At 62.1% G+C, this 22383-nt stretch carries 21 protein-coding genes and 1 pseudogene; 13 read left to right on the forward strand and 9 right to left on the reverse strand.

Annotation, left to right across the window (positions count from 1 at the left end):
* The first annotated feature begins 40 nt into the window (after positions 1 to 40).
* From GVN17_RS11655 to GVN17_RS29805, 5 genes are all read left to right on the forward strand, one after another.
* Positions 41 to 925 carry a transketolase gene (locus tag GVN17_RS11655; protein ID WP_166595409.1) on the forward strand — a complete coding sequence of 295 codons (885 nt, stop codon included), beginning with the start codon at positions 41 to 43 and terminating at the stop codon, positions 923 to 925.
* Between the two features lies 1 nt (position 926).
* Positions 927 to 1928 carry a transketolase family protein gene (locus tag GVN17_RS11660; protein WP_166595410.1) on the forward strand — a complete coding sequence of 334 codons (1002 nt, stop codon included), beginning with the start codon at positions 927 to 929 and terminating at the stop codon, positions 1926 to 1928.
* Positions 1929 to 1939: 11 nt separating this feature from the next.
* A complete protein-coding gene (locus tag GVN17_RS11665) occupies positions 1940 to 2785 on the forward strand; it encodes an NAD(P)-dependent oxidoreductase (RefSeq protein WP_166595411.1) in 846 nt (281 codons plus the stop codon).
* Between the two features lie 88 nt (positions 2786 to 2873).
* A complete protein-coding gene (locus tag GVN17_RS11670; protein ID WP_166595412.1) occupies positions 2874 to 4208 on the forward strand; it encodes an MFS transporter in 1335 nt (444 codons plus the stop codon).
* Between the two features lie 426 nt (positions 4209 to 4634).
* Positions 4635 to 5342: a peptidoglycan-binding protein gene (locus GVN17_RS29805; protein WP_218576169.1), complete on the forward strand. Its 708-nt coding sequence runs from the start codon at positions 4635 to 4637 to the stop codon at positions 5340 to 5342.
* Between the two features lie 76 nt (positions 5343 to 5418).
* Here the strand turns inward: GVN17_RS29805 and GVN17_RS11680 are convergent, their stop codons facing one another.
* The 3 genes and pseudogenes from GVN17_RS11680 to GVN17_RS11690 form a co-directional block, all read right to left on the reverse strand.
* Positions 5419 to 5757, reverse strand: coding sequence for a hypothetical protein (locus GVN17_RS11680; RefSeq protein ID WP_166595413.1), 339 nt, complete (start codon positions 5755 to 5757; stop codon positions 5419 to 5421).
* A 99-nt stretch (positions 5758 to 5856) separates the two neighbouring features.
* Positions 5857 to 6336, reverse strand: coding sequence for a GNAT family N-acetyltransferase (locus tag GVN17_RS11685; protein ID WP_166595414.1), 480 nt, complete (start codon positions 6334 to 6336; stop codon positions 5857 to 5859).
* Between the two features lie 33 nt (positions 6337 to 6369).
* A pseudogene (locus GVN17_RS11690) lies at positions 6370 to 8427 on the reverse strand (ATP-binding protein); the annotation flags it as partial.
* A gap of 373 nt (positions 8428 to 8800) precedes the next feature.
* Here GVN17_RS11690 and kaiC point away from each other — a divergent pair.
* Genes kaiC through GVN17_RS11710 form a run of 4 tightly spaced genes read left to right on the forward strand, consistent with a single transcriptional unit; the run spans position 8801 to position 12802 of the window.
* Entirely contained in the window at positions 8801 to 10516 is a 1716-nt protein-coding gene (gene kaiC / locus GVN17_RS11695) for a circadian clock protein KaiC (RefSeq protein WP_166595416.1), read from the forward strand.
* Positions 10513 to 10845 (forward strand): circadian clock KaiB family protein, encoded by a 333-nt coding sequence (locus tag GVN17_RS11700; RefSeq protein WP_166595417.1) that lies wholly within the window; start codon positions 10513 to 10515, stop codon positions 10843 to 10845. The genes kaiC and GVN17_RS11700 overlap by 4 nt, the downstream gene beginning before the upstream one ends.
* A 32-nt stretch (positions 10846 to 10877) precedes the next feature.
* Positions 10878 to 11174, forward strand: a complete 297-nt coding sequence (locus tag GVN17_RS11705; RefSeq protein ID WP_166595418.1) for a circadian clock KaiB family protein — start codon at positions 10878 to 10880, stop codon at positions 11172 to 11174.
* Positions 11171 to 12802: a response regulator gene (locus tag GVN17_RS11710; RefSeq protein ID WP_166595419.1), complete on the forward strand. Its 1632-nt coding sequence runs from the start codon at positions 11171 to 11173 to the stop codon at positions 12800 to 12802. The genes GVN17_RS11705 and GVN17_RS11710 overlap by 4 nt, the downstream gene beginning before the upstream one ends.
* Here the strand turns inward: GVN17_RS11710 and GVN17_RS11715 are convergent.
* From GVN17_RS11715 to GVN17_RS11740, 6 genes are all read right to left on the reverse strand, one after another.
* Complete coding sequence (locus GVN17_RS11715; RefSeq protein ID WP_166595420.1) at positions 12799 to 13254, reverse strand: type II 3-dehydroquinate dehydratase; 456 nt, start codon at positions 13252 to 13254, stop codon at positions 12799 to 12801. The two genes, GVN17_RS11710 and GVN17_RS11715, sit on opposite strands and share 4 nt — an antisense overlap.
* A 15-nt stretch (positions 13255 to 13269) precedes the next feature.
* A complete protein-coding gene (locus GVN17_RS11720; RefSeq protein ID WP_256665194.1) occupies positions 13270 to 13902 on the reverse strand; it encodes a glutathione S-transferase in 633 nt (210 codons plus the stop codon).
* A complete protein-coding gene (locus GVN17_RS11725; RefSeq protein ID WP_166595421.1) occupies positions 13899 to 14906 on the reverse strand; it encodes an NAD(P)H-quinone oxidoreductase in 1008 nt (335 codons plus the stop codon). The genes GVN17_RS11720 and GVN17_RS11725 overlap by 4 nt, the downstream gene beginning before the upstream one ends.
* Before the next feature lie 66 nt (positions 14907 to 14972).
* Positions 14973 to 15407, reverse strand: coding sequence for a TOBE domain-containing protein (locus tag GVN17_RS11730; protein ID WP_166595422.1), 435 nt, complete (start codon positions 15405 to 15407; stop codon positions 14973 to 14975).
* Between the two features lie 31 nt (positions 15408 to 15438).
* Positions 15439 to 15864, reverse strand: a complete 426-nt coding sequence (locus tag GVN17_RS11735) for a RidA family protein (protein ID WP_166595423.1) — start codon at positions 15862 to 15864, stop codon at positions 15439 to 15441.
* 207 nt (positions 15865 to 16071) lie between these two features.
* Positions 16072 to 17322, reverse strand: coding sequence for an NAD(P)/FAD-dependent oxidoreductase (locus tag GVN17_RS11740; RefSeq protein WP_166595424.1), 1251 nt, complete (start codon positions 17320 to 17322; stop codon positions 16072 to 16074).
* A gap of 318 nt (positions 17323 to 17640) precedes the next feature.
* On the opposite strand from GVN17_RS11740, the gene GVN17_RS11745 reads away from it, so the two are divergent.
* The 4 genes from GVN17_RS11745 to GVN17_RS11760 all read left to right on the forward strand — a co-directional run bounded on the left by GVN17_RS11745 (position 17641) and on the right by GVN17_RS11760 (position 22324).
* Positions 17641 to 18615, forward strand: a complete 975-nt coding sequence (locus tag GVN17_RS11745; protein WP_166595425.1) for a LysR family transcriptional regulator — start codon at positions 17641 to 17643, stop codon at positions 18613 to 18615.
* Positions 18616 to 19030: 415 nt separating this feature from the next.
* Complete coding sequence (locus GVN17_RS11750) at positions 19031 to 20554, forward strand: amino acid ABC transporter permease/ATP-binding protein (RefSeq protein WP_166595426.1); 1524 nt, start codon at positions 19031 to 19033, stop codon at positions 20552 to 20554.
* Between the two features lie 36 nt (positions 20555 to 20590).
* Positions 20591 to 21463: a phytanoyl-CoA dioxygenase family protein gene (locus tag GVN17_RS11755; RefSeq protein ID WP_166595427.1), complete on the forward strand. Its 873-nt coding sequence runs from the start codon at positions 20591 to 20593 to the stop codon at positions 21461 to 21463.
* A gap of 27 nt (positions 21464 to 21490) precedes the next feature.
* Positions 21491 to 22324: an ABC transporter substrate-binding protein gene (locus tag GVN17_RS11760; protein WP_166595428.1), complete on the forward strand. Its 834-nt coding sequence runs from the start codon at positions 21491 to 21493 to the stop codon at positions 22322 to 22324.
* The last annotated feature ends 59 nt before the right edge of the window (positions 22325 to 22383 follow it).

The raw sequence follows: 22383 nt of genomic DNA on the forward strand, positions 1-22383 counted from the left end.
CTCTGAATCGTGAACCGATAAAAATAAGCAGGCACCCATAATGACAACAATTCCTCAAGGCGCCGCCGTGGCCACGTCGCCGCTGCAGCGTGTCGCGCATCATGCGTGGCGCATCCGTCGTTTTGCCCTGCGCATGGGCGAAGTCCAGGGTCAGGGTTATGTCGGGCAAGCGCTGGGCTGGGCCGATGTCCTCGCCACCGCTTACTGTCACGCCATGAACGTCAAGCCCAACGATCCGCTGTGGGAAGGCCGCGACCGCTTCCTGCTGTCACACGGGCACTACGCAATTGCCCTCTACGCCGCGTTGATCGAGGCGCAAATAATTCCTGAAAGCGAGCTGGAAACCTACGGTTCCGACGACAGCCGTCTGCCGATGTCGGGCATGGCGAGCTATACGCCGGGGATGGAAATCTCCGGTGGTTCGCTGGGCCAGGGCCTGCCCATTGGCGTCGGCATGGCGCTGGGGCTGCGCATGAAAGGCAACCCGGCGTGGGTCTTCAACTCGATGTCCGACGGCGAACTGGACGAAGGCTCGACCTGGGAAGCCGCCATGTCTGCGGCTCACCACAAGCTGGGCAACCTGATCGCGCTGGTCGACCTTAATAAACAGCAGGCCGACGGCAACTCCCACGAGATCCTCGATTTCGAACCCCTGGTCGACAAATGGCAGGCGTTCGGCTGGCACGTGCAACGTGTCGATGGCAATGACTTGGCTGCGGTCATCGCTGCCTTTGATGAAGCCATGGCGCTGAAAGAGGCGAAACCCCGCGTGATCCTGTTCGACACCCTGATGGGCAAAGGCGTGGACTTCCTTGAAGTGCGCGAAAAGAACCACTTCATTCGCGTTGAGCCTGATGAATGGCAGGCCGCGATCAAGGTTCTGGATGCCAGCTACCAGTCCCATCTGGAATCGGAGAAACGCTGAAATGGATACGCCAACCATGAACAAACCGCGCCTGACCACCTCGGCGATGATTGCCTCGATTGCCAGCGAAGGGCAGCGCACCGAAGCCGCACCGTTCGGTCACGCATTGGTCGCTGCCGCGCAGAAAGATTCCCGCATCGTCGGCATGACCGCCGACCTGTCGAAATACACCGACTTGCACATCTTCGGTCGTGAGTTCCCCGAGCGTCACCTGCAAATGGGCATGGCCGAACAGCTCCTGATGGCCGCAGCAGGGGGCATGGCGAAAGAGGGCATGATCCCGTTCGCCACCACCTACGCGGTGTTCGCCACCCGTCGCGCTTATGACTTCATTCATCAGGTAATCGCCGAGGAAAACCTCAACGTCAAGATTTGCGCCGCGCTGCCGGGCCTGACCACCGGTTACGGCCCGAGCCACCAGGCGACCGACGACCTGGCGCTGATGCGCGCTGTGCCTGGCCTGACCGTCATCGACCCGTGCGACGCGCTGGACACCGCGCAAGCCGTGGCCGCCATCGCCGAATACAACGGTCCGGTCTACATGCGTCTGTTGCGCGGTAAGGTGCCGATGGTGCTGGACCAATACGACTATAAATTCGAGCTGGGCAAGGCCAAATTGCTGCGCGACGGCAAGGACGTCCTGATCATCTCCAGCGGCATCATGACCATGCGCGCCCTGGAAGTCGCCGAGCTGCTGGGCGACGGCAGCGCTGATGTGGCGGTGTTGCACGTGCCGACCATCAAGCCACTGGACGAAGCCACCATCATCGAGCAGTGCCGCCGCAGCGGGCGTCTGGTGATCGTCGCGGAAAACCACAGCACCGTCGGCGGTTTGGGGGAAGCCGTGGCGCTCGCCCTGTTGAAAGCGCGGGTCAGCCCGGCCTTCCAGCAAATCGCCTTGCCGGATGCCTACCTCGACGCCGGTGCGTTGCCGACGCTGCATGACCGTTACGGTATTTCCACTCAAGTCATGGCGGCCAACATCCGCCAGTGGCTGGCATGAGGAGCGCGCAGATGAACGTTGCATTCATTGGTCTGGGCGCCATCGGCCTGCCCATGGCCCGGCAGATTCAAAAGGCGGGGCACGGCGTCGTCGGCGTCGAATTGAGCGAAGCGAACCGCGCCCTCGCGTTGACCCACGGCATTGAATCGAGCGCTGACTGGCGCGTGGCAATCGATGCCGACGTGGTGGTGGTCATGGTCGCCACCCCCGCGCAGCTGGATGCGTTGGTCAGCCAGTGCACCGAGCTGAAGCCCGGTCAGCATTGGGTGGTCATGAGCACGGTCGGCCCGGCCTCGGTGCGTGAGCAATCCGTGCGCTTGCTGGAGAAAGGCGTGCAGGTGGTGGACGCGCCGGTCACCGGTGGCGTGGCGCGGGCGGAAACCGGCAGCCTGCTGATTTTTGCGTCGGGGCCTCTGGCCGCTGTCGAGCGCGTCGAACCGGTGCTGCGGAGCATGGGTGAAGTGCGCGACGCGGGCACGGATATCGGCGACGGGCAGGCGATCAAGGTCGTCAACCAGCACCTGTGTTCGGTGCACCTTGTGGCCGCCGCCGAAGCGCTCAGCCTTTCGCGTTCGCTGGGCCTTGACCCGGCGCGGGTGCTGGATCTGGTGCAAAAGGGCGCGGGCGGCTCGTGGATGTTGTCCGACCGAGGCCCGCGCATGCTCGAAGGCACTGACACCCGCGTGACGAGCATGGTCAACATTTTCGTCAAGGACAGCGGCCTTGTGGCCTCGGAAGCCCAGAGCTGTGGTGCTGTCGTGCCGTTGCTCGACATTGCCCACGCCCGTTTCAGCCAGGCTTCCGAAGCCGGGTTGGGCAAGCGGGACGACAGCCGGGTCATCGAGACCTGGGACTGACGCCCGATACAGATGTAACGACGTTCCAACACTCAGGGCAGGTTCGTGATCTGCCCGCTACAACAACAATAAAAGTTCGGAGTTTGCCATGAGCAGATCCACAACGGCGTCAAGCCAGACAGACAGCAAAGCCGGAAAAGTCTCCTTCGCTTCCATGGTCGGTTCGGCCGTGGAAAGTTATGACTTCTTCATCTATGGCACGGCGGCGGCCGGCTGGTTTGGCCAAGTATTTTTCCACACCACCGAGCCCATCGTCGGCATCCTCGCGGCGTTCGCCACCATGGCCGTGGGTTTCTTCATGCGCCCGCTGGGCGGCTATCTGGCGGGGCATTTCGGTGATCGGCTGGGTCGCAAGACGGTGTTGCTCTGGTCATTGTTGGCCATGGGCGGCGCGACGGTGTTGATCGGTGCGTTACCGACCTATGCGCAGGCCGGGGTCATCGCCCCGATCTTGCTGATTCTGTTGCGGATGATTCAGGGCATCGGGTTCGGTGCGGAGTGGGGCGGCGCGGTGCTGATGGCCTGTGAACATGCCCCGGCCCACCGTCGCGGTTTCTTCGGCGCGGTGCCGCAGATCGGCATTCCGCTGGGGCTGTTGATGGCCAACGGCGCATTCCTGCTGTCGGCGGTGCTGTTCGAAGGCGACTGGGTGTGGCGCGCGCCGTTCCTGGCGTCGGTCGTGATGGTGGCCGTCGGCATGTGGATTCGTCTGAGCGTCAGTGAGTCGCCAGAGTTCGAAAAGGCCAAGGCTGAAAACACCCTGGTCAAACAGCCTGCGCTGCAAGTGATCCGCGAGGACTGGCGCAAAGTGCTGCAAATCGCGGGTCTGCGCCTGGCGGAGACCGGCGGTTATTACCTCGCGACCAGCTTCATGTTGTCGTACGTGGTCCTCTCCGGCATCGCCACCAAACAGAACGTGCTGTGGGGCACGATGATCGGCTCGGCCATCGGCCTGGGCAGCCATCTGTTCTACGGCGCGTTGAGCGACCGGATCGGGCGTAAACCGGTGTTCCTGATCGGCTCGCTGTTCACCATCGTGTTCGGCATCCCGATGTTCATGATGATCAACACCGGGATCGTGCCGCTGATCATTGTCGCGGTGGCCATGGCGCTGATCCTCAGCCACGACCCGATCTTCGCGGTCGAGGCCAGCTGGTTCACCGAGCAGTTCCCGGCCAACGTGCGGTCGTCCGGTATCTCGCTGGGCTACAACTGCGCGTCGCTGGTGGCCGGTACGCTGCCGTTCATTGCCACGGCGCTTTATTCGCAAGTGGGGTGGATGGGGCCTGCGATTCTGTTCAGTTTGCTGGGCGTGGTGTCGACAGCGTGCGCGGTGAAAATGCGGGAGACGGCACCGTCGGTGGCGAAGGATCTGCCGCCCGCGGTGCACAAGGCACCGGTGGGTAGTCAAGCGTTGCAGTAACAAAAGGAAGCGTGCACAGCGGGGCCGCACCTGACGAGGGTTCGGCCCCGCTCTGTCTGAAGCGGTTGAATGAGGCCGTTACGAATGCATTCTGCCCATGTTCAAGCTCGACCTTCACTGTCGGGTCTTCAACGGTGACGGCTGTGGAGGAATTCTGTTGAACAACCTTGAAGGTGATCACGCTCTTCTTCCGTTCGCGCCGAGGGACGCCGCAGGCGAACGGATGCGTCCATGCTGCCTTTCCTGCTGATAGGCCGTCGCGGTGGATGTTGCCAAAGTCAGAAATTTGCCTATGTTGAACGAGGGCTCTTCTGTTGTTCGACCTGGCAAGGTCGTGAGTTTTTAGTTGATCGCTGGTTCTCTGTGTTCGGTGAGTATCGCCCGCCTTAGTGCTTCGCTCATCCAAAACGCGAACAGGAGAAGTCCATGGTCACTGGAAATGATGTATACGCGCTTGCTGCCACCAAAGAGGGCCAGAAGTACGCCAACGTACTGGTCCCGAAAGACAACCCGCGTTGGAGCGGTCCTTGGGATTGCGCAGAGTTTGTCTCGTGGGTGCTCTACCAGAAACTCGGCGTGTTGTATGGCTGTATCGACAACAACGGCAACCCTGCGACCACCGAGGCCTATTCCGGGGCCTGGGTCAGGGATGCGAAAAACGGCACGCTGCTCCCCAGCGATGAGTCGGACGCTCGGCTGACGGCCGGGGTTGTCCTGATTCGCAAACCTCCGCTTCCAGGCCAGATGGGTCACGTGGCGATTTCCGACGGCTTGGGTAAAACCATGGAGGCGGCAGGTACCCGATTGGGCGTACGGGCGGGAAATGTGGGGGGCAGGGTCTGGGATTTCATCTGCCGGGTTCCCGGTGTCAGCTACAACAGCGATCAAAGGACCTTGCGTGCTCAGGTGCAACCCGCATTTGTCCGGCTGGAAGACACGCCGGTCAAAAATGCAAAGGTCAAAGAGGTTCAACAGCGTCTGAAGGCGTTGGGCATCGATCCGGGCAAGATCGACGGAGAATACGGCCCGCATACAACGGCGGCGGTGATCGCGTTCCAGACGATGAACCGTCTGGTGGCGGACGGCATTGTCGGCCCGGCGACTGCTCGGGCGTTGAAGATCCAGTGGCCTTGATTGCCAGCCAGGGTCAGCCCTTCACGTCGCAGCCCCCCGTGCCAACGTCATGGCACGAGGGGCTACGAGAGCAGTGTTACCAGCGACCGTCCCCACGATGGTCATAGTGACGGTCATAACCCCGACCGTAATACCCATGCGGTGGCGGCGGGGCGAAGCGACGGTATTCCACTCGCTGCACCGGCACATAGGCCACGGGTTGATACACCGGCTGATAGCGAGGCTGTGGGCGGTAATCACGATACTCGGGACGGTGGTGGTCATGGCCGGAACCGCTGAGCACGGTGGCCAGCACTGCACCGACTGCCGCCCCGGCGATGACGGGCACGACCACATCGCGTTCACTTGCGGAGGCTGCACCCGCAGCGACCAGGCAACCGGACAGGATCAAGGCTTTAGTCATCTTCGAAATCATGGTGTCTCCTCAGGCGATGTGTTTGGGTTCGCCATGTGTGTATGAAACACCCGATCCGTGTAAACGAACGTCCAGACTCCGTAAAAATTGAGTAAAGAGTCAGGAATTACCGAGCGGCTTGCGCATGAACACCCGCGCGAAGCCTTGCTGCGTTGCCCGATGGGTTTCTCGATAGCCGAGCTTGCTGTAGATCGCGAGGTTTTCAGTCATCAATTCGTGGGTGTACAGCCGAATCCCCAGGCAGCCCAGCGCAAGGGCGCAATCTTCGCAATAGCTCATCAGCTGCTTGCCGATGCCCTGGCCCTTGCAGCGGTTGGCGACCGCGACATTGACCAGCAACAGGTCGGTGTCTTCCGGTTGCACCACCAGCACGCCGGTGATCCCGGTGTCGTCCTCGCAGACGTACACCACGGATTCCTCGATCACCTGCGCATAATCGTCGAGCATCGGTCCCGGCTTGCGGCCAATGCGCGGGATGTAGGGCGAATAGGCCTCGTCTACCAGTGATGCAATCCCCATCGCGTCGTCGGGGCGTGCCCGGCGAAGGGAAACGGAAGGTGTCGAATCAGCAAATCCCATCAGGTCATTAGCCTCTGTTCGATAAAAGCCCTGTCAGCTGTTCATTAGCTCACGCACCCGCGACGTCAGTGCGTCCACGGCAAACGGCTTGGTCAGCACCCACATGCCGGCCCCCAGATCGCCGTTGCCGAGGGCCACATTTTCCGCATAACCGGTGATGAACAGGGTTTTCAGATCGGGCCGGACTTCCCGCCCCGCGTCGGCCATCTGCCGGCCATTCATGCCGCCCGGCAAGCCGACATCCGTAATCAGCAGGTCAATGTGCACATCCGAGCGCAACAGTTTCAGCCCCGCCACACTGTCAGCGGCCTCCATCACCGTGTAGCCCTGATCGGCGAGGACATCCATCAGCAACATGCGCACGGTTGGTTCATCGTCCACCACCAGCACGGTCTCGCTGGCTGCACAGGCAGGGCTTTGCGGATCACAGGCCTGGTTTTCTTCCGTCACCGCGTCACCGTTGTAACGGGGGAGGAAGATGCACAGTGTCGAGCCTTTCCCGACCTCCGAATACGCCCGGACCTGCCCGCCTGACTGCTTGGCGAAACCGTAGATCATCGACAGGCCCAGGCCGGTGCCTTGACCGATGGGCTTGGTGGTGAAGAAGGGGTCGAACGCCTTGGACATCACCTCGGGCGTCATGCCGGTGCCGGTGTCCGTGACCGACAGCGACACGTAGGGACCGGGCGGAATGTCGTGGGCGGCGGCGACGTCGGCGTCCAGCCACTGGTTGGAGGTTTCGAGGGTAATCGTGCCGCCTTGGGGCATGGCATCCCGGGCGTTGATGCAGAGGTTCAACAGGGCGTTTTCCAGCTGGCCGGCGTCCACCCGCGTGGCCCACAACTGCGGCGCACCGACGGTTTGTAGCTGGATGGCCGGGCCGACAGTCCGCTGGATCATTTCAGTGATCCCCAATACCAGCGCGTTGACGTCCGTGGGGCGCGGGTCGAGGGTCTGGCGGCGAGAGAACGCCAACAGCCGATGGGTGAGGGCGGCTGCCCTGCGGGTCGCGGCCTGGGCCGCAATGATGTATTTCTCGACGTCGTTGAAGCGGCCCTGAAGAATCCGACTGCTCATCAGTTCCAGCGACCCGGAAATCCCGGCCAGCAGGTTGTTGAAGTCGTGGGCGATGCCGCCGGTGAGTTGGCCGACCGCTTCCATTTTCTGCGACTGCCGCAGTTTTTCTTCGGCTTGCATGAGGTCGGCAGTGCGTTCGACGACCCGCTGCTCCAGCGTGTCGTTCAGCGCCCGCAATGCCGCCGTGGCTTTGTCACGCTCGTTTTCCACCGAGCGGCGCTCTTCGACGTCGATCAGCACACCGGGGAAACGCAGCGGCGTGCCGTCTTCCGCCAGCTCGACGCGGCCGTTGGCTTCAAGCCAGTAATAGACGCCGTCGGCGCGGCGCACGCGGTACTGGTGAGCGTAGGCCCCGCCCCGGGCAATCGCGGCGGTGATGGCGACCTTCAAGCCTTCCCGGTCTTCGGGGTGAACGGTGGCGATGACTTGTTCCAGGCTCAGGCCTTCACGCCCCAGCGTTGGGTCGAGGCCGAACGCTCGGGCGAAGGCTTCGTCCACGGCAAACCGGTCGGAGGGCAGGTGCCAGTGCCAGGTGCCGATGATGGCTCCGGCTGCCAGTGCCAATTGCACGCGCTCGATGTTTTCCCGGGCAATGGCCTCGCTGATCGACAGGCGTTCCTGGGCGCGGCGCCGTTCGGTAACATCGCTGAAGAAAATCGCGATCTGACGCTCCGCCGGATCCCCCACTCGAATCGCCCGCACGTCGAACCAGCGCTCGAACGCCTCGGCGTAGCTCTCGAAATTGGCAGGCTCGCCGGTCTTGGCCACGTGGCCGTAGGTCTGGAACCAGAAGCGTTCGAGGTTCGGCGCGAATTCGGTGACCCATTTGCCTCGCAGGTTGACCCCCGCCTGCTGCTCGAACGCGGGGTTGGCCTCGACGAAACGGTAATCCACGGGAAGGTCGTCGGCGTCGAACTTGACCTCGACAATGGCGAAAGCGGCTTCAATGGTTTCAAGGATCGTGCTGGAGCGTTCGGCGTTCTGCCGCAACGCAGCCTCGGCGCCGCGCACCTGCGCCAGTTCGCTGCGCAGTCGTGTGACTTCAGCGGCCAACTCTTCCCGAGTCTGGTCGTTCAACGCGGCCTCCCATGACACATGGCGATTTTCCTGTGGTGATCAGTGACAGCGCACCCCGAGGCGCCATCAGATCAGAAACGGCGATAACTTGCACTAGCGCCGGGCCCCGCAGACCGTGGCCTGCGTTGATGTTTTTGGAGCGGGACGGTGGCCAGGGGTTCCTTCAAAATCTGCCATCGATCGGGCGTCAGCGATGGCGCCGTCCCCCCGAAATCCTGTACAACGTAGTCTTTATGTACAAACCACCCAAAGGCACCGAACTCCTCGCTGCTTCCGGTGCCAAACGGTCAAGCATTCCGAGTAGTAGCGATTGAATACATCCTTTAAGCCTGAAGCGTCGAACCCTTCCTCCTCGAACCCGCAGCTGGCAAAAGCCGCCACGGGCATCGAGGGGCTGGACGATATTTTATTAGGCGGCATTCCCCAGGGCCGACCGACGCTGGTGTGCGGTGCTGCGGGGTGCGGCAAGACGCTCTTCGGCATGACGTTTCTCGTGAAAGGCGTGACCGACCACGGCGAAAACGGCGTGTTCATGAGCTTCGAAGAGCGCGCCAGCGACCTGGTGCAGAACGTCGATTCCCTGGGCTTCGACCTGCAAACCCTGGTCGACGACAAGAAAATTGCCATCGACCATATCTATGTCGATCGCAGCGAAATCGAAGAAACCGGCGACTATGACCTCGAAGGCCTGTTCCTGCGCCTCGGTTATGCCATCGACAGCATCGGCGCCAAGCGCGTGGTCCTCGACACCATCGAAGCGCTGTTCTCCAGTTTCAAAGACACCGCAATCCTGCGTTCCGAACTGCGTCGGTTGTTCTACTGGCTGAAGGAACGGGGCGTCACCACCATCATTACCGGCGAGCGCGGTGACGGTCAGCTGACCCGCTACGGCATTGAAGAATACGTCTCGGATTGCGTAATCCTGCTCGATAACCGTGTGGTGGACCAAATCACCACCCGGCGTCTGCGCGTTGTGAAGTACCGCGGTTCGGCCCACGGCACTAACGAATACCCGTTCTTCATCGACGAGCATGGCTTCACGGTCCTGCCGATCACCGCTGCCGGTTTGAATCATCAAGCCCCTCAGGACATCGTCGCCACCGGCATTCGTGGCCTCGACTCGATGATGTCCCGCGGCGGTTATTACAAAGGCGCCAGCGTATTGGTGTCTGGCCTCGCGGGCACGGGCAAGACCACCTTCGCCGCCAGCTTCGTTGACGCCTGCTGCGCCCGTGGCGAGCGCTGCCTGTATTTCTCCTTTGAAGAGTCCGCCAACCAGTTGCTGCGCAACATGCAGTCGGTCGGCATCGATCTGGCCGGTTATCAGGACAGCGGCCTGTTGAAGATCGAATCGGCGCGGCCAAGCCTGTACGGGCTCGAAGTGCACTTGGCGCGCATGCACCGCGAGATCAAGACCTTTCAGCCTCACGCCGTCGTCATCGATCCGATTTCGGCGTTCCGTGGGCCGGAGTCCGAGGTGCACGCAACGTTGCTGCGTCTGGTCGACCTGCTCAAGTCCCGCGGCATCACCGCCATTTTCTGCAGCCTCGCCGATGTCGCGGTGCGCTCTCCGGGCCTTGAGCGCGAGATTTCCTCGCTGATGGACAGCTGGATTTCCTTGACCAACATCGAGGCCGATGGCGAGCACAACCGCTTGCTGTTCGTGCTGAAGTCCCGGGGCATGGGCCACTCGAATCAGGTACGCGAATACCAGATCGGTCATGACGGGATCAACCTGTTGCAGCCTTATATCGGGCCGAACGGCGTGTTGACCGGCACGGCGCGGTTGCGTCAGGAAGCGTTCGAACAGCGTGCGGAAGACGCCCGGATCGAAGCGGTCGAACGGCGCAAGCGGGAGGTCATCAAAAAGCGGGCTGAGCTGGAACGGCAGATCGCCGCGATGCAGGCTCAGCTCGAAACCCAGGACCTGGACGAAGCCTTCCTCTCCAGCGACGAGGCCAACCAGGCCAGCGCTGAAGATCGGACCCGCAAGACGCTGGCGTCCGTTCGGGGGTTCACCGAGTGAGTAACGACCCACAAGCCATCGACCCCGAACAACCCGGCGACACCGGTCACTACGCGTTGCGCCTGTACGTTGCGGGCCAGACGCCGAAATCCATGATCGCGCTGAACAATCTGAAGAAGATCTGCGAAACCTACCTCGCCGGGATCTACAGCATCGAGATCATCGATTTACGAGAGCATCCGCAACTGGCGGCCGGTGACCAGATTCTGGCCCTGCCGACCCTGGTGCGGCACCTGCCGACGCCGCTGGTGAAGATCATCGGCGACTTGTCCAACACGGAAAAGGTATTGGTCGGACTCGATATCCGTCCTCGGCAGAACCGCGCGTGAACGGCGCACCCCCGGAGGAGGAGAGGCATCTCATGCAGACGCCCGTCCAACACCTCAAGCTGTATATCTCGGGCAATACGTCCCGGTCTTCCTTTGCCGTGCATCAGCTCAAGGCCGTGTGTGAGAAGTACCTGGCCGGGCGCTATGTGCTCGAAGTCATCGACATTTATCAGGACAGCGGCGCGGCGCGGGACGACCGCATCGTCGCGGTGCCGACCCTGATGAAACTCGACCCTGATTTCAGCCGGCGGTTGATCGGTGATTTGTCGGACGTGGAAAAACTGAAGCTGTTCCTGGGGATTGCCCCGGGCACTGAGAGCGCATCGTGATCGCCCGGCCCGTCGGCATGACGGATGCCCAGTACATCGAACTTCTGAGCCGTCGCTTACAGGAGGCCGACGACGTGCTGGAGGCGATCAGGACCGGCAGCGTCGATGCATTGTTCATTCAGGGCGAACTGGGCGAGACCGTCTACACCCTCGACAACGCCGACAAGCCCTACCGCCTGCTCGTCGAACAGATGCAGGAGGGCGCCGTGTCGATTTCCGCTGACGGCACAATTCTTTATGCCAACCAGCGCTTCAGTGAGATCATTGGCGCGCCCCTCGAACAGATTTTCGGCCGGGTGTTGCAGGATTATCTGCAAGACGCCGACGCCGAGCATTTCAGCACCTACCTCCGCGCCGACGCCGACAAGGCGATCCGCCGTGCGGCGTCGTTCCATCGCCCCGATCTCACGGTGTTTCCCGGTCATCTGTCGTTCAGCAAACTGCCGGACGACTTCTCCGGGGAGGCAATCTTCTGCGGGGTGATCACCGACCTGACCGATCAAAAACTGATGGAGGCCCGCCTGCATCAGTCGCAAAAAATGGAAGCACTGGGGCAGTTGACCGGTGGTCTCGCCCACGACTTCAACAATCTGTTGCAGGCCATTCAAGGCAGCTTCGACCTGATCATCCGTCGTCCGGATTCGGAGAAAGTCACGCGCTGGGCGGAAAGCGGCTTGAGGGTGGCAGACCGGGGCGCCAAGCTGACGTCGCAACTGCTGGCGTTCTCTCGCTCGCAGAAACTGGAATTGAAAGTCTGCTCGGTCAATGCCGTGATTCACGGCATGTCGGACCTGCTCATCACGACCTTGGGACAGGGCATCAAGCTGGTGTTCGAACTCGACGTGACCGACAGCCACGTCCTCACCGACCCGGTGCAGCTCGAACTGGCGATCCTCAATCTGGCGATCAATGGCCGGGATGCCATGGGCGGTTCGGGCCAGTTGCTGATCGGCACACAGCACCTGCAACGCCATGAATTCCTGTCGTCCGCATCCGGGTTTCTGGAAGTGCGCGTCGTCGATACCGGCGCGGGCATGAGCGAGCAGACGCGCCTCAATGCCTTCAACCCGTTCTTCACCACCAAGGACGTAGGGCAGGGCACAGGGCTGGGCCTGGCTCAGGTCGAGAGCATCGTGCAGCAGTCCAGCGGTGCCGTCAGCATTGAATCGGAGCTGGGCAAGGGCACGAGCATTTGCCTGGCCTTTCCGTGCGTGGACGATGCGAGAATGCCTGAGGAACACCTGCCATCGGCATTGGCCGACGCGGCAGGTGACCTAAAGATTCTGGTGGTCGATGACGATGACGAGGTGCGCCGGACCCTGGTGGACATGCTCGACATGTTGGGCCACGAGGTGGTTGAAGCCGCCAGTGGCCCCGCCGGGCTCGACGCCATCGGGCAACAGGCGTTCGACCTGGTGATTCTCGACTTCGCCATGCCTGGCATGAATGGCGCCCAAGTCGCACTGGAAATCCACCGCTTGGACGCCCTCAAGCCTATTGTGTTTGTCAGCGGCTATTCCGACACCGACCAACTGCGGCCTGTGATGAACACCAACACCGCGCTGTTGCGCAAGCCGTTCACCCTCGACGGGTTGAAGGCCACGCTACAGGCGATGGTGCAGCACTAAACACGTTTCGCTTTACCTTTTAGCAACTCCGCCACCGCCGTCAACGCCATCCGGTAACCCAGCGCGCCCAGCCCGGCGATCACGCCGGTGGCGGCCTTCGACACGTACGAGTGATGCCGAAAGCTTTCGCGCTTCCAGATGTTGCTCATGTGCGCCTCGATGATCGGGCCGTCGAACGCGAGCAGTGCGTCCAGAATCGGAATCGAGCTGTAGGTCAGCCCCGCCGCGTTGATGATCACCGCGTCGGCGCGCAGACGGGCTTCCTGAATCCAGTCCACCAGCACGCCTTCGTGATTGCTCTGGCGAAATTCGAGGGTCAGGCTCAGCGCGTCAGCGTGTTTCTGGCAGCCGGCTTCGATGCTGGCGAAGCTTTCCGTGCCGTAGGTGCCGGACGTGTCCAGCCCGTACAGGTTGGCGTTGGGGCCGTTCAGGAAAAATACGGTGTAAGGCATGGTGACTCCGGGGCATTATTCGAAAGGGCAGGTGGCGCGCATGGCCGGGTGTTGATCGAACGTGGCGAACCAGTCAGCGGTCGCAGGGTGCGCCGCTCGCCAGTCCAGGTGCGGGAAACGGAAATCCAGATAGCCGAGGCCGCAGCCCAGAGTGATCAGTCCGATGTCATCGGGGGTGCGGCTGAACTGTGCGGCGTGGGTTTCAACGTCTGCAAGAACGGCGCGGACCTTGGTCAGTTGCCCGTCGAGCCAGCGATCCCATTGCTTGTCCGGTGGCCGTGCGACGGTCTCGTAGCGGGCGAGCAGGGCGGCGTCCAGCAAACCATCGCCCAGCGCCTGTCGGGTCAGGCTGACCCAGCGCCGGTCGCCTTCCTGGGGAAACAACGTGCCCCCGGCATGATCGTTCAAGTATTCGCAGATCACCCGGCTGTCGTAGAGCGACAGGCCGTCCGCGGTTTGCAGGGCGGGTACTTTCGCCAGCGGGTTGAACACGGCGATGCGCTCATCACGATTGACCGGGTGCGCCGCCGAATCGAGGCGTTCGATCTGCCCGTCCAGCCCCAGGCAATGAGCGACCACCATCACTTTGCGCACGTAGGGCGAGGTCGAGGCGTAATACAGTTTGAACATCGGCGTCTCTCGGGTCATGACGCTGCGCCGGTGACCAACAGCACCTTGCCCAGGTTGGCGTTGCTCTCCAGCAGCCGATGGGCGTCGGCCGCCTGATCGAGGGGCAGGCGCCCATGGATCTGCGGCCTGACCTGCCCGGACGCGAGCCAGAGCAACACGTGCTCACGAATGCATGCGGCCAGCCGCGCCTTTTCCTCGGGGCTTTTGGGGCGCAAGGTGGACGAGGTCAGGCTCAGGCCCTTGCGCATCACCGTTTGCAAGTCCACTTCCACTTTCGCGCCTTGCAGGAACGACAGGCTGACGTGACGACCGCCCATGGCCATGGCCTGAAGGTTGCGCGCCACGTAAGGCCCGCCGACGTTATCGAGGACCACGTCGACGCCACGGCCCTCGGTGCAGGCTTCGATCACCGCGACGAAATCCTCGGTGTGGCGATCCACCGCTCGCCAGACGCCCAAGGCCTCCAGCATCGCGACCTTGTGCGCGCCGCCCGCCGTGGCAATGACCCGCGCACCGGCGGCGTGGGCGCATTGCACCGCAAAACTGCCGACACCACTGGCGGCGCCATGAATCAATACCGTGTCGCCTGCCTGCAACCCACCCAATTCGAACAGGTTGTGCCACACCGTAAACGCGGCTTCAGGCACGCCAGCGGCATCGACCAGCGACAACTCGGCAGGAACGGGGAGGCACTGATCCGCCCGTGCGACGCAAAATTCCGCGTAGCCACCGCCGTTCAAGAGCGCCATGACCCGATCCCCCACAGCCACCCCGACGACATCGCTGCCGAGCGCGACGACGGTGCCCGACACTTCCAGCCCCAGCACGTCCGTGATCCCCGGTGGGAGGGGCATGCCGCTGCGTTGCATCACGTCGGGGCGGTTCACGCCCGCTGCGGCCACCCTTATCAAGACCTCGCCTGCGCCCGGCTGCGTCATCGGACATTCGACTAGGGTCAATACCTCAGGCCCGCCGGGCTCGCGGGCGATCACGGCCCGGAGGGTGTCGGGCAAGGCGTTCATGAGTGACGCTCCGTAGAACGAGCGCGTTGAGCGATGCAGGCAAAGGCTGTCATGGAAAATCCGAAATCAAAGAGAAGAGGGGAGTTCGGCGGCCACCGCCGTGAGCCCCTGAACGTCAAAACTCAACCCGGCCGCTGCGCCCACGGGCCAACGGCTCAGGGCGTCGTGACCCGAATGGCGCACGAACAGATTCGATCCCAGTGCTGGAACGTCCACCTGAATCTCGACGTGGTCGCCGTGAGTCACGTGGGCGATGACGGTAGCGCTGAGCAGGGTGTCTGGCCCCAGTGCGTCGAGGCGGATGCTCTCGGGGCGCAGAGAGATCATCAGGCGTTCGCCGACCTCGGCCTGCACCCGCTCGACTGGCACCCGTAACAACGCGCCGCCGAACGTCAGCACGGCCCCGTCGTCACGGCTTTGGTAACGCCCGAAGAGCCGGTTGACGCCATTGAGGGCAGGCATCGTCGGTGTTGCAAATGGCGTGTTGTGTGGGCTGGCCATGGGAGGCTCCGGTGGCGAGGAAACGCAGGAGTCAGGCGGCGGTCCAGTCGTCCGGGATCACGGCGATGACGTCGATTTCCATCAGCCATTCCGGCTGGCCCAACCCGGAAATCACCAGGCCGGTCGAGATCGGGAACACGCCCTTGAGCCACTTGCCGACTTCGCGGTACACCGGCTCGCGGTAGCGCGGGTCGATCAGGTAGGTGGTGGTTTTGACGATGTGCGAGAGGTCCGAACCGGCCTCTTCCAGCAGTTGCTTGACGTTTTTCATCGCCTGTTCGGCCTGTGCCCGTGGGGCGCCCAGACCCACGAGATTGCCCGCAAAGTCGGTGCCGATCTGGCCCCGGACGTACACTGTGTTGCCAGCGCGCACGGCCTGGCACAGGTCGTTGTCCAGCGACTGATTGGGGTAGGTCTCTTTGGTGTTGAACATGCGGATGCGAGTGTGGGTAGGCATGGCGTGGCTCTCGTTGAAATAGCGCTCGTTGAAATAGATCGCCTGAAAACAGGTCGCGGGACAACCGTGAATAGCCCCAGCTTCACACTGCCCCCAACAGGGCGAAACCAGCATTTGCGTGGGGCAGTGATTAGGAAAAACCGAAGGGCCTGTAAACCCTTATCCGGCGGGACGTTTCGTGGGTCAGCGCCGGCCGGCCATTCAGTCTCAGGAGCGTTCGTAGGTCATGTAGCCGTTCTGCAGGACGATGTGGTCGGCGATGTATTTCGCGTCGTGCCACACGCCGTAGATGAACGAGGACGCGCGGTTCACCAGGTTCGGCAAACCAAGGAAATAGATCCCGCTTTCCGCGCAGATGCCGCGCTTGTGGAAGGGTTCGCCCTTGTCATCGAAGGCGTTGACCTGCAACCAGCTGAAGTCGAATTTGAAACCGGTCGCCCAGAGAATCGTGGTGATGCCTGCGGCTTCCAGATCGAGGTTGAGGATCGGGTTGATCAGGCAGTCCGGGTCGGGCAGCAATTCCCAGGCGTCGGGCTCCGGCGGGAACGGCAGGCCGTTCTGTTCGATGTACGCATCGGCATCGCGCAGCACGTCGAAGTACGCGCGGTCGCCTTCGGCCACGTTGGCGGCCAGCCCCGGTTCGAAGCTCATCACGCCGTTGTCGAAGGCTTTCGTCAGCCCCACCAGGTTGATCCCTTGGTGCGCCAGACGACGGAAGTCCACGGTCTTGCCGCCTTCATAGCCGCTGACCGCAAACGCCACGTGCTTTTTCTTCGGCGTGATCCGCACTTCGTCCCACAGGCCCAGCGCGCCCAGCCACCAGCAGTAATCGCGGCCACGGTAAGCGCGGGGCGGGCGGTAGTGTTCACCCACCGAGAGGTAGACGGTCTTGCCGGCCTTTTGCAGTTCTTCGGCGATCTGCGAACCGGAAGCCCCGGCGCCGACCACCAGCACGGCACCCTCGGCCAACTGGCCCGGGTTCTTGTAGCTGGAGGAATGCAACTGCTGAACCTTGGCGGTCTCGGGCACGATGTTCGGCACGGCAGGGCGCTGGAACGGGCCGGTCGCGGCCACCACGTTGGTGGCTTCGATCACGCCTTGGGAGGTGGTCACCTTGAAGCCGGGGCGGCCGACGTGGCGCTCGACTTTCAGCACCTCGACGCCGGTGCGCACCGGGGCCTTGAGCATGGCCACGTAGTCTTCGAAATAGTCCGCCATGCGTTCTTTCGGCGGGAAGGCTTCAGGCGACACGTCGCTGAATTTCAGGCTCGGAAAACGATCGTGCCAGGCCGGGCCGTTTGCGACCAGCGAGTCCCAGCGTTCGGAGCGCCAGCGTTCAGCGATGCGGTTGCGCTCCAGGACGATGTGCGGCACTTCCATCAGCGAGAGATGCTCGCTCATGGCGACACCCGCCTGGCCTGCGCCGACCACCAAGGTGTTGATTTTTTCGACTGACATGTGAACTTCCTAAAGAGAGCGACCTTGATCGGTTGGGCCGATGCCTGGGCACCGACAGCGTGTCGAGAAGGCACAGGCGCCTTGCAGACGTCGTCCATCTGCGAGGGCAGTGTGATCAAGGGGCTGTCGTATAGGAATTCTGCTTTTTGAACGTAGAGCTTAGGAAAAACCGAACCCTGCTTCGGCACCCCGCACTGGATGATGGCACTTCGTCGCATGCTGTCGGGGTCACCAACGACCCGGCATGAAGCGTGCAAATGCAGTCAGTCGAGGGGCCGAGCAATCCTGCGCCCTGTCGTCAACATCGCGGAGGGCGTGATGCTCAGTCGTATTACTCAACGTCAGTTGGAGTACTTTGTCGCATCCGGGGAAGCGGGCAGTATCAGCGCCGCGTCGGAGCGCATTCACGTGTCGTCGCCGTCCATTTCGGCCGCCATCACCCACATGGAATCCGAGCTGGGCATTCAGTTGTTCGTCCGGCACCACGCCCAAGGCATCTCGCTGACGGCCGTGGGGCGGCAGGTGATGCAAGAGGCCAAACTCATCCTCGAACAGATGAGCAACCTTTATACGATCGCGTCGGAATCCTTGAACACCGTGCGCGGGCCATTGCGCGTCGGCTGCATGCATTCGCTGGCACCGATGATCACCCCCGAGCTGGTGTTCGGCTTTGGCCGGGCGTTTCCCGGCGTGCGCATCAGCCAGGTCGAAGGCGACCATGAACAGCTGCTGGACAAGCTGCGCAGCTCGGAAATCGACATCGCGTTGACCTACGATTTGATCGCCAGTGAAGGCATCGATTTTCAACCTCTGGCGAAGCTGCCGCCGTACGTGATGGTCGGTGAACACCACCCCTTGGCCAATGTCTCGGCGGTGGGTATTCAGGACCTCGAACCCTATCCGATGGTGCTGCTGGACATCCCGTGGAGCCGGGAATATTTCCTCAGTCTGTTCATTCCCGCCGGCGTCACGCCCAACATCGTGATGCGCTCCAGCAACCTCGAAACCGTGCGCGCTTTGGTCGGCAACGGCATCGGCTACAGCATTGCCAACGCCCGGCCCAAGGGCAACATTTCTCAAGACGGCAAGCGCCTCATCCGCATCCGTCTGGCCGGTGAACAGCACGCCTTGCAGCTGGGTTACGCCACCGCCAGCAACGCGCAGCCGTCCCGCGTTGTGTCGGCTTTCATCGAGCGCTGCCGCATGTTCGTGTCGGACCAATACATCCCCGGCATGGCCGCGCCAAGCTTCTTCGACCCCCACGCCGTGCGGGCCGCCGCCGACGCCGAGTGATCGACCGCGCACCACGGTCGATCATCCCGCGACGCCTCCGCTGCTTCGGATTTTCTCGCCCCAGTTCCAAGCCAGAAACGAATTTAACCGACGCCACCGCGCCTGCAGACTGCAGGCACAGGATGAGCCCAGGGACGATCACGGACACGCCGCACTGAAATGTGGCGCCCGCCGGAGGGCGGCCTGAGTGATGCGCCATTGCGGGGCATTTCCGTTGCACACCGATCAAGTGCGGTTCATTGCACGTTTTTTGATCGCACGGCTGCATCGGATCTGCCTACTCACTGGTCCGGTTAATCCTAATTGACCGTTAGCGCGTCTCTCCCCGAATCTCGTTTCAACGGTGCAGCCGTGAGACGGGGTCGAGCGAGACGCCCGGTTGGACTTTCTGATTTTTTTGTAGAGCGCGGCGACGATGACATTCGACTGGAATTACATGTTTGGTTTGCTTTTCGATGCCGAGTTCTGGCGTGCGACGTGGACCGTCATCAAGCTGAGTTTCGTGACCTGGCTCGTCAGTATCGGCCTCGGATTTTTCGTGGCGCTGGCCAAGCAGTCCAAACGCCCGTTGCTCAGTGCCCCGGCCCGCGCCTACATCTGGCTGTTCCGCAGTGTGCCGCTGCTGGTGCTGCTGATCTTCGTCTACAACATCCCGCAGGCCTTTCCCTCGGCGTCGGTGGTCTTGGGCGACCCGTTCTGGGCCGGCTTGCTGGCGATGGTGATGTGTGAAACCGCATACGTGGCGGAGATTCATCGCGGCGGTTTGCTCTCGATTCACAAGGGCCAGACCGAAGCCGCACGTGCCCTCGGGCTGCGCTTTCTCGGCACCCAATGGCGGGTGGTGATCCCTCAGGCATTGCGGGTCGCGTTGCCGTCGCTGGCCAACGAATACATCTCCATCGTCAAGCTCAGCTCGCTGGTGTCGGTGATCTCGCTGACTGAAATTCTCATGGTCGGTCAGCGCCTGTATTCGCAGAATTTTCTGGTGATGGAGACCATGGCGGCGGTGGCGTTCTATTACGTGCTGATCGTCACCGTGTTCGACTTCCTGCTCAAGCGGCTGGAGACATACCTCGACGTCAACCAGCGCAACGTGTCTCGCGTCCCCGATGCCGCCGTGCTGGCCCTCGCCACGCAGCAACGTGAAGCCGTGCAACGCCCGATCACCACGGGTTTGCAAGCTCCGGCGTTGCAGGCCAACCGGTTGCACAAGGCCTACAACAACGTCGAAGTGCTGGGGGCGGTCAGCCTGAAGATTCAGCCCGGGGAAGTGGTGTCGGTGATCGGCCCGTCCGGTTCCGGCAAGACCACGCTGATTCGCCTGCTCAATGGCCTTGAGCAGATCGACAACGGCGACATCCAGATCAACGGCCAACCGTTCATTCACCTGAACAAACAGGGCGCGCAAAAGCCGCAATACGTGGAGCACGCCGAGCACCGGTTGAACATCGGCATGGTGTTCCAGAGCTTCAACCTGTTCCCGCACCTGACCGTGCTCGACAACCTGCTCATGGCACCGCGTTACCACCGCCTGGGTCGCCTCGATGACCTCAAGCAGCAGGCCTATGCCTTGCTGCACAAAGTCGGGATGCTCGACCACGCCTGGAAATACCCGAGCCAGTTGTCGGGCGGTCAGCAGCAGCGCGTGGCGATAGCCCGGGCCTTGATGATGCGCCCGCAAATCATGCTGTTCGACGAGCCGACCTCCGCGCTCGACCCGGAAAAAGTCAACGAGGTGCTGCAGGTCATCGAAGCCCTCGCCCAGGAAGGCATCACCATGGTGATCGTCACCCACGAAATGAACTTCGCCTTCAAGGTCTCCGACCGGATTGTCTTCATGGAGAAGGGCCGCGTGGTGTGCGACGACGAGCCCCAGGTGCTGCGCAACGGCCATAACCCACGTGTCGACGCATTCCTCAAGGATGTCTCGCTGGCGTGATCCCCCCATCGTCCACATTTGAAGAAAGGTAAGCAGATGATCGAGCAAGCGCAGATTGAGCAGTTCCACCGCGACGGCGTTCTGGTGGTGGAAGGGGTCCTCTCGGCGGACGAAGTGGCGGCGTTGCAGCACGACTTCGACCAGTGGGTGGAAGAGAGCCGCAGCCACGAACAGGGCTGGGGTGAAACCATCGACGGCCGGGCGCGTTTCGACCTCGAAGGCGACCACCGCGCGGATCACCCGTCACTGCGTCGTGTCAGCTCGCCGACCGAGATTTCGGCGGCCTATTTCCAGGTCGCGCTGCAATCGCGCATGGCGCAAATCGCTGCGCAATTGATCGGCGGCAACGGCACGCGCTTTCACCACAGCAAGATCAACTCGAAGCTGCCCCACACCGCGACCCAGGTGAAGTGGCACCAGGACTTTTTGTTCACGCCCCACAGCAACGACGACATCGTCACCGCGTTGTTGATGGTCAGTGAAGTGACCCCGGAGAACGGCCCGTTGAACGTGATCCCCGGCAGCCACAAGGGGCCGCTGTGGTCCCACTGGCATGACCAGCGGTTCACCGGTGCCGTGGACGACGAGGTCGTCGACGAGCACTGCCAGACGCCCGTGGCCTGCTTCGGCCCGGCGGGTTCCGTCTGCTTCATGCACACCCGTTTGCTGCACGCTTCAAGCCCTAACGAGACCGAACTGCCGCGCACCCTGTTCATCGGTGTTTACGCCGCTGAAGACGCGCTGCCATTCGGCGAAAACCCTCTGCCCAGTGAGCACGCCGGCCTGATGGTGGCCGGTCAGGAAAGTGGCCTCGTGCGTTCCACGGCCAACCATATGCGGTTGCCGCAGAAACCCCGTGGCGCTTCTTTCTTCGTGCAACAGGCCGGGCAAGACCGAACCACTGCCTAACTTCTCTTAACCTTGCGGGGATTCACCATGACAGCGTTGCACCAGATTGTTCGCCCTATTGCCCTGAGCCTGGTTGGCGCAGCGGTTGCGATGACCTCGTTGGCGGCCTCGGCCTTCCAGCAGGATGGCAAGATCATTGCCGGTTCCGATGTGACGTTTTTCCCGTATGAGTACATGGACAACAACCGTCCTGCCGGCTTCGACATCGAGCTGATGGACGGGTTGGGCAAGGTCATGGGGCGCAAGGTGGAAACCCTCGACACGCGCTTCCCGAACCTTATCACGGGTCTCCAGGGCGGTCGCTTCGACGTCACCAACTCGTCGATGTACATCACCGGCGAGCGGGTGAAAGTCATCGACATGATCCCTTACCTGAAAAGCGGCGAGTCGATCCTGGCAGTCAAAGGCAGCGCCTATCAGCCCAAGCGTCCGGAAGACTTCTGCGGCCACAAGATCGGCTCCATGGCCGCCACGTCGTGGTTGCAGCAGATGCACAAACTCTCCGATGAATACTGCGTGAAAAACGGCCTGCAGCCGATCGCGATCAGCGAATACGCCACCGACCCGCAGACCACCCAGGCGATGCTCGCCCACGCCGTCGAAGCGCAAATCACCGACGCCGCCGTGGCCCGTGGCGTGGTGGACAAGCTCGGCACCCGCGTGGTGATTTCCTCCGACACCCTGATCTACCCGGTGCTCAACGGCTTCGGCGTGAAGAAGGGCAACGACCAGATCAAAACGGCGTTGGTGGATGCGCTGGCCAAGTACCGCGCGACCCCGGAATACGCGGCGTTGCTGAAGAAGTACAACTTCGAAGCCCCGACCGACGAAGACATCGCGGCACTGATGCCGAAACCCTGACACGAGCCTGTCGCGTGAGCCGCATCCTTTGATGCGGCCACGCCCTGTGGAGACCTGAT

Source organism: Pseudomonas sp. SLFW, from assembly GCF_009905615.1.
GTDB lineage: Bacteria > Pseudomonadota > Gammaproteobacteria > Pseudomonadales > Pseudomonadaceae > Aquipseudomonas > Aquipseudomonas bambusae.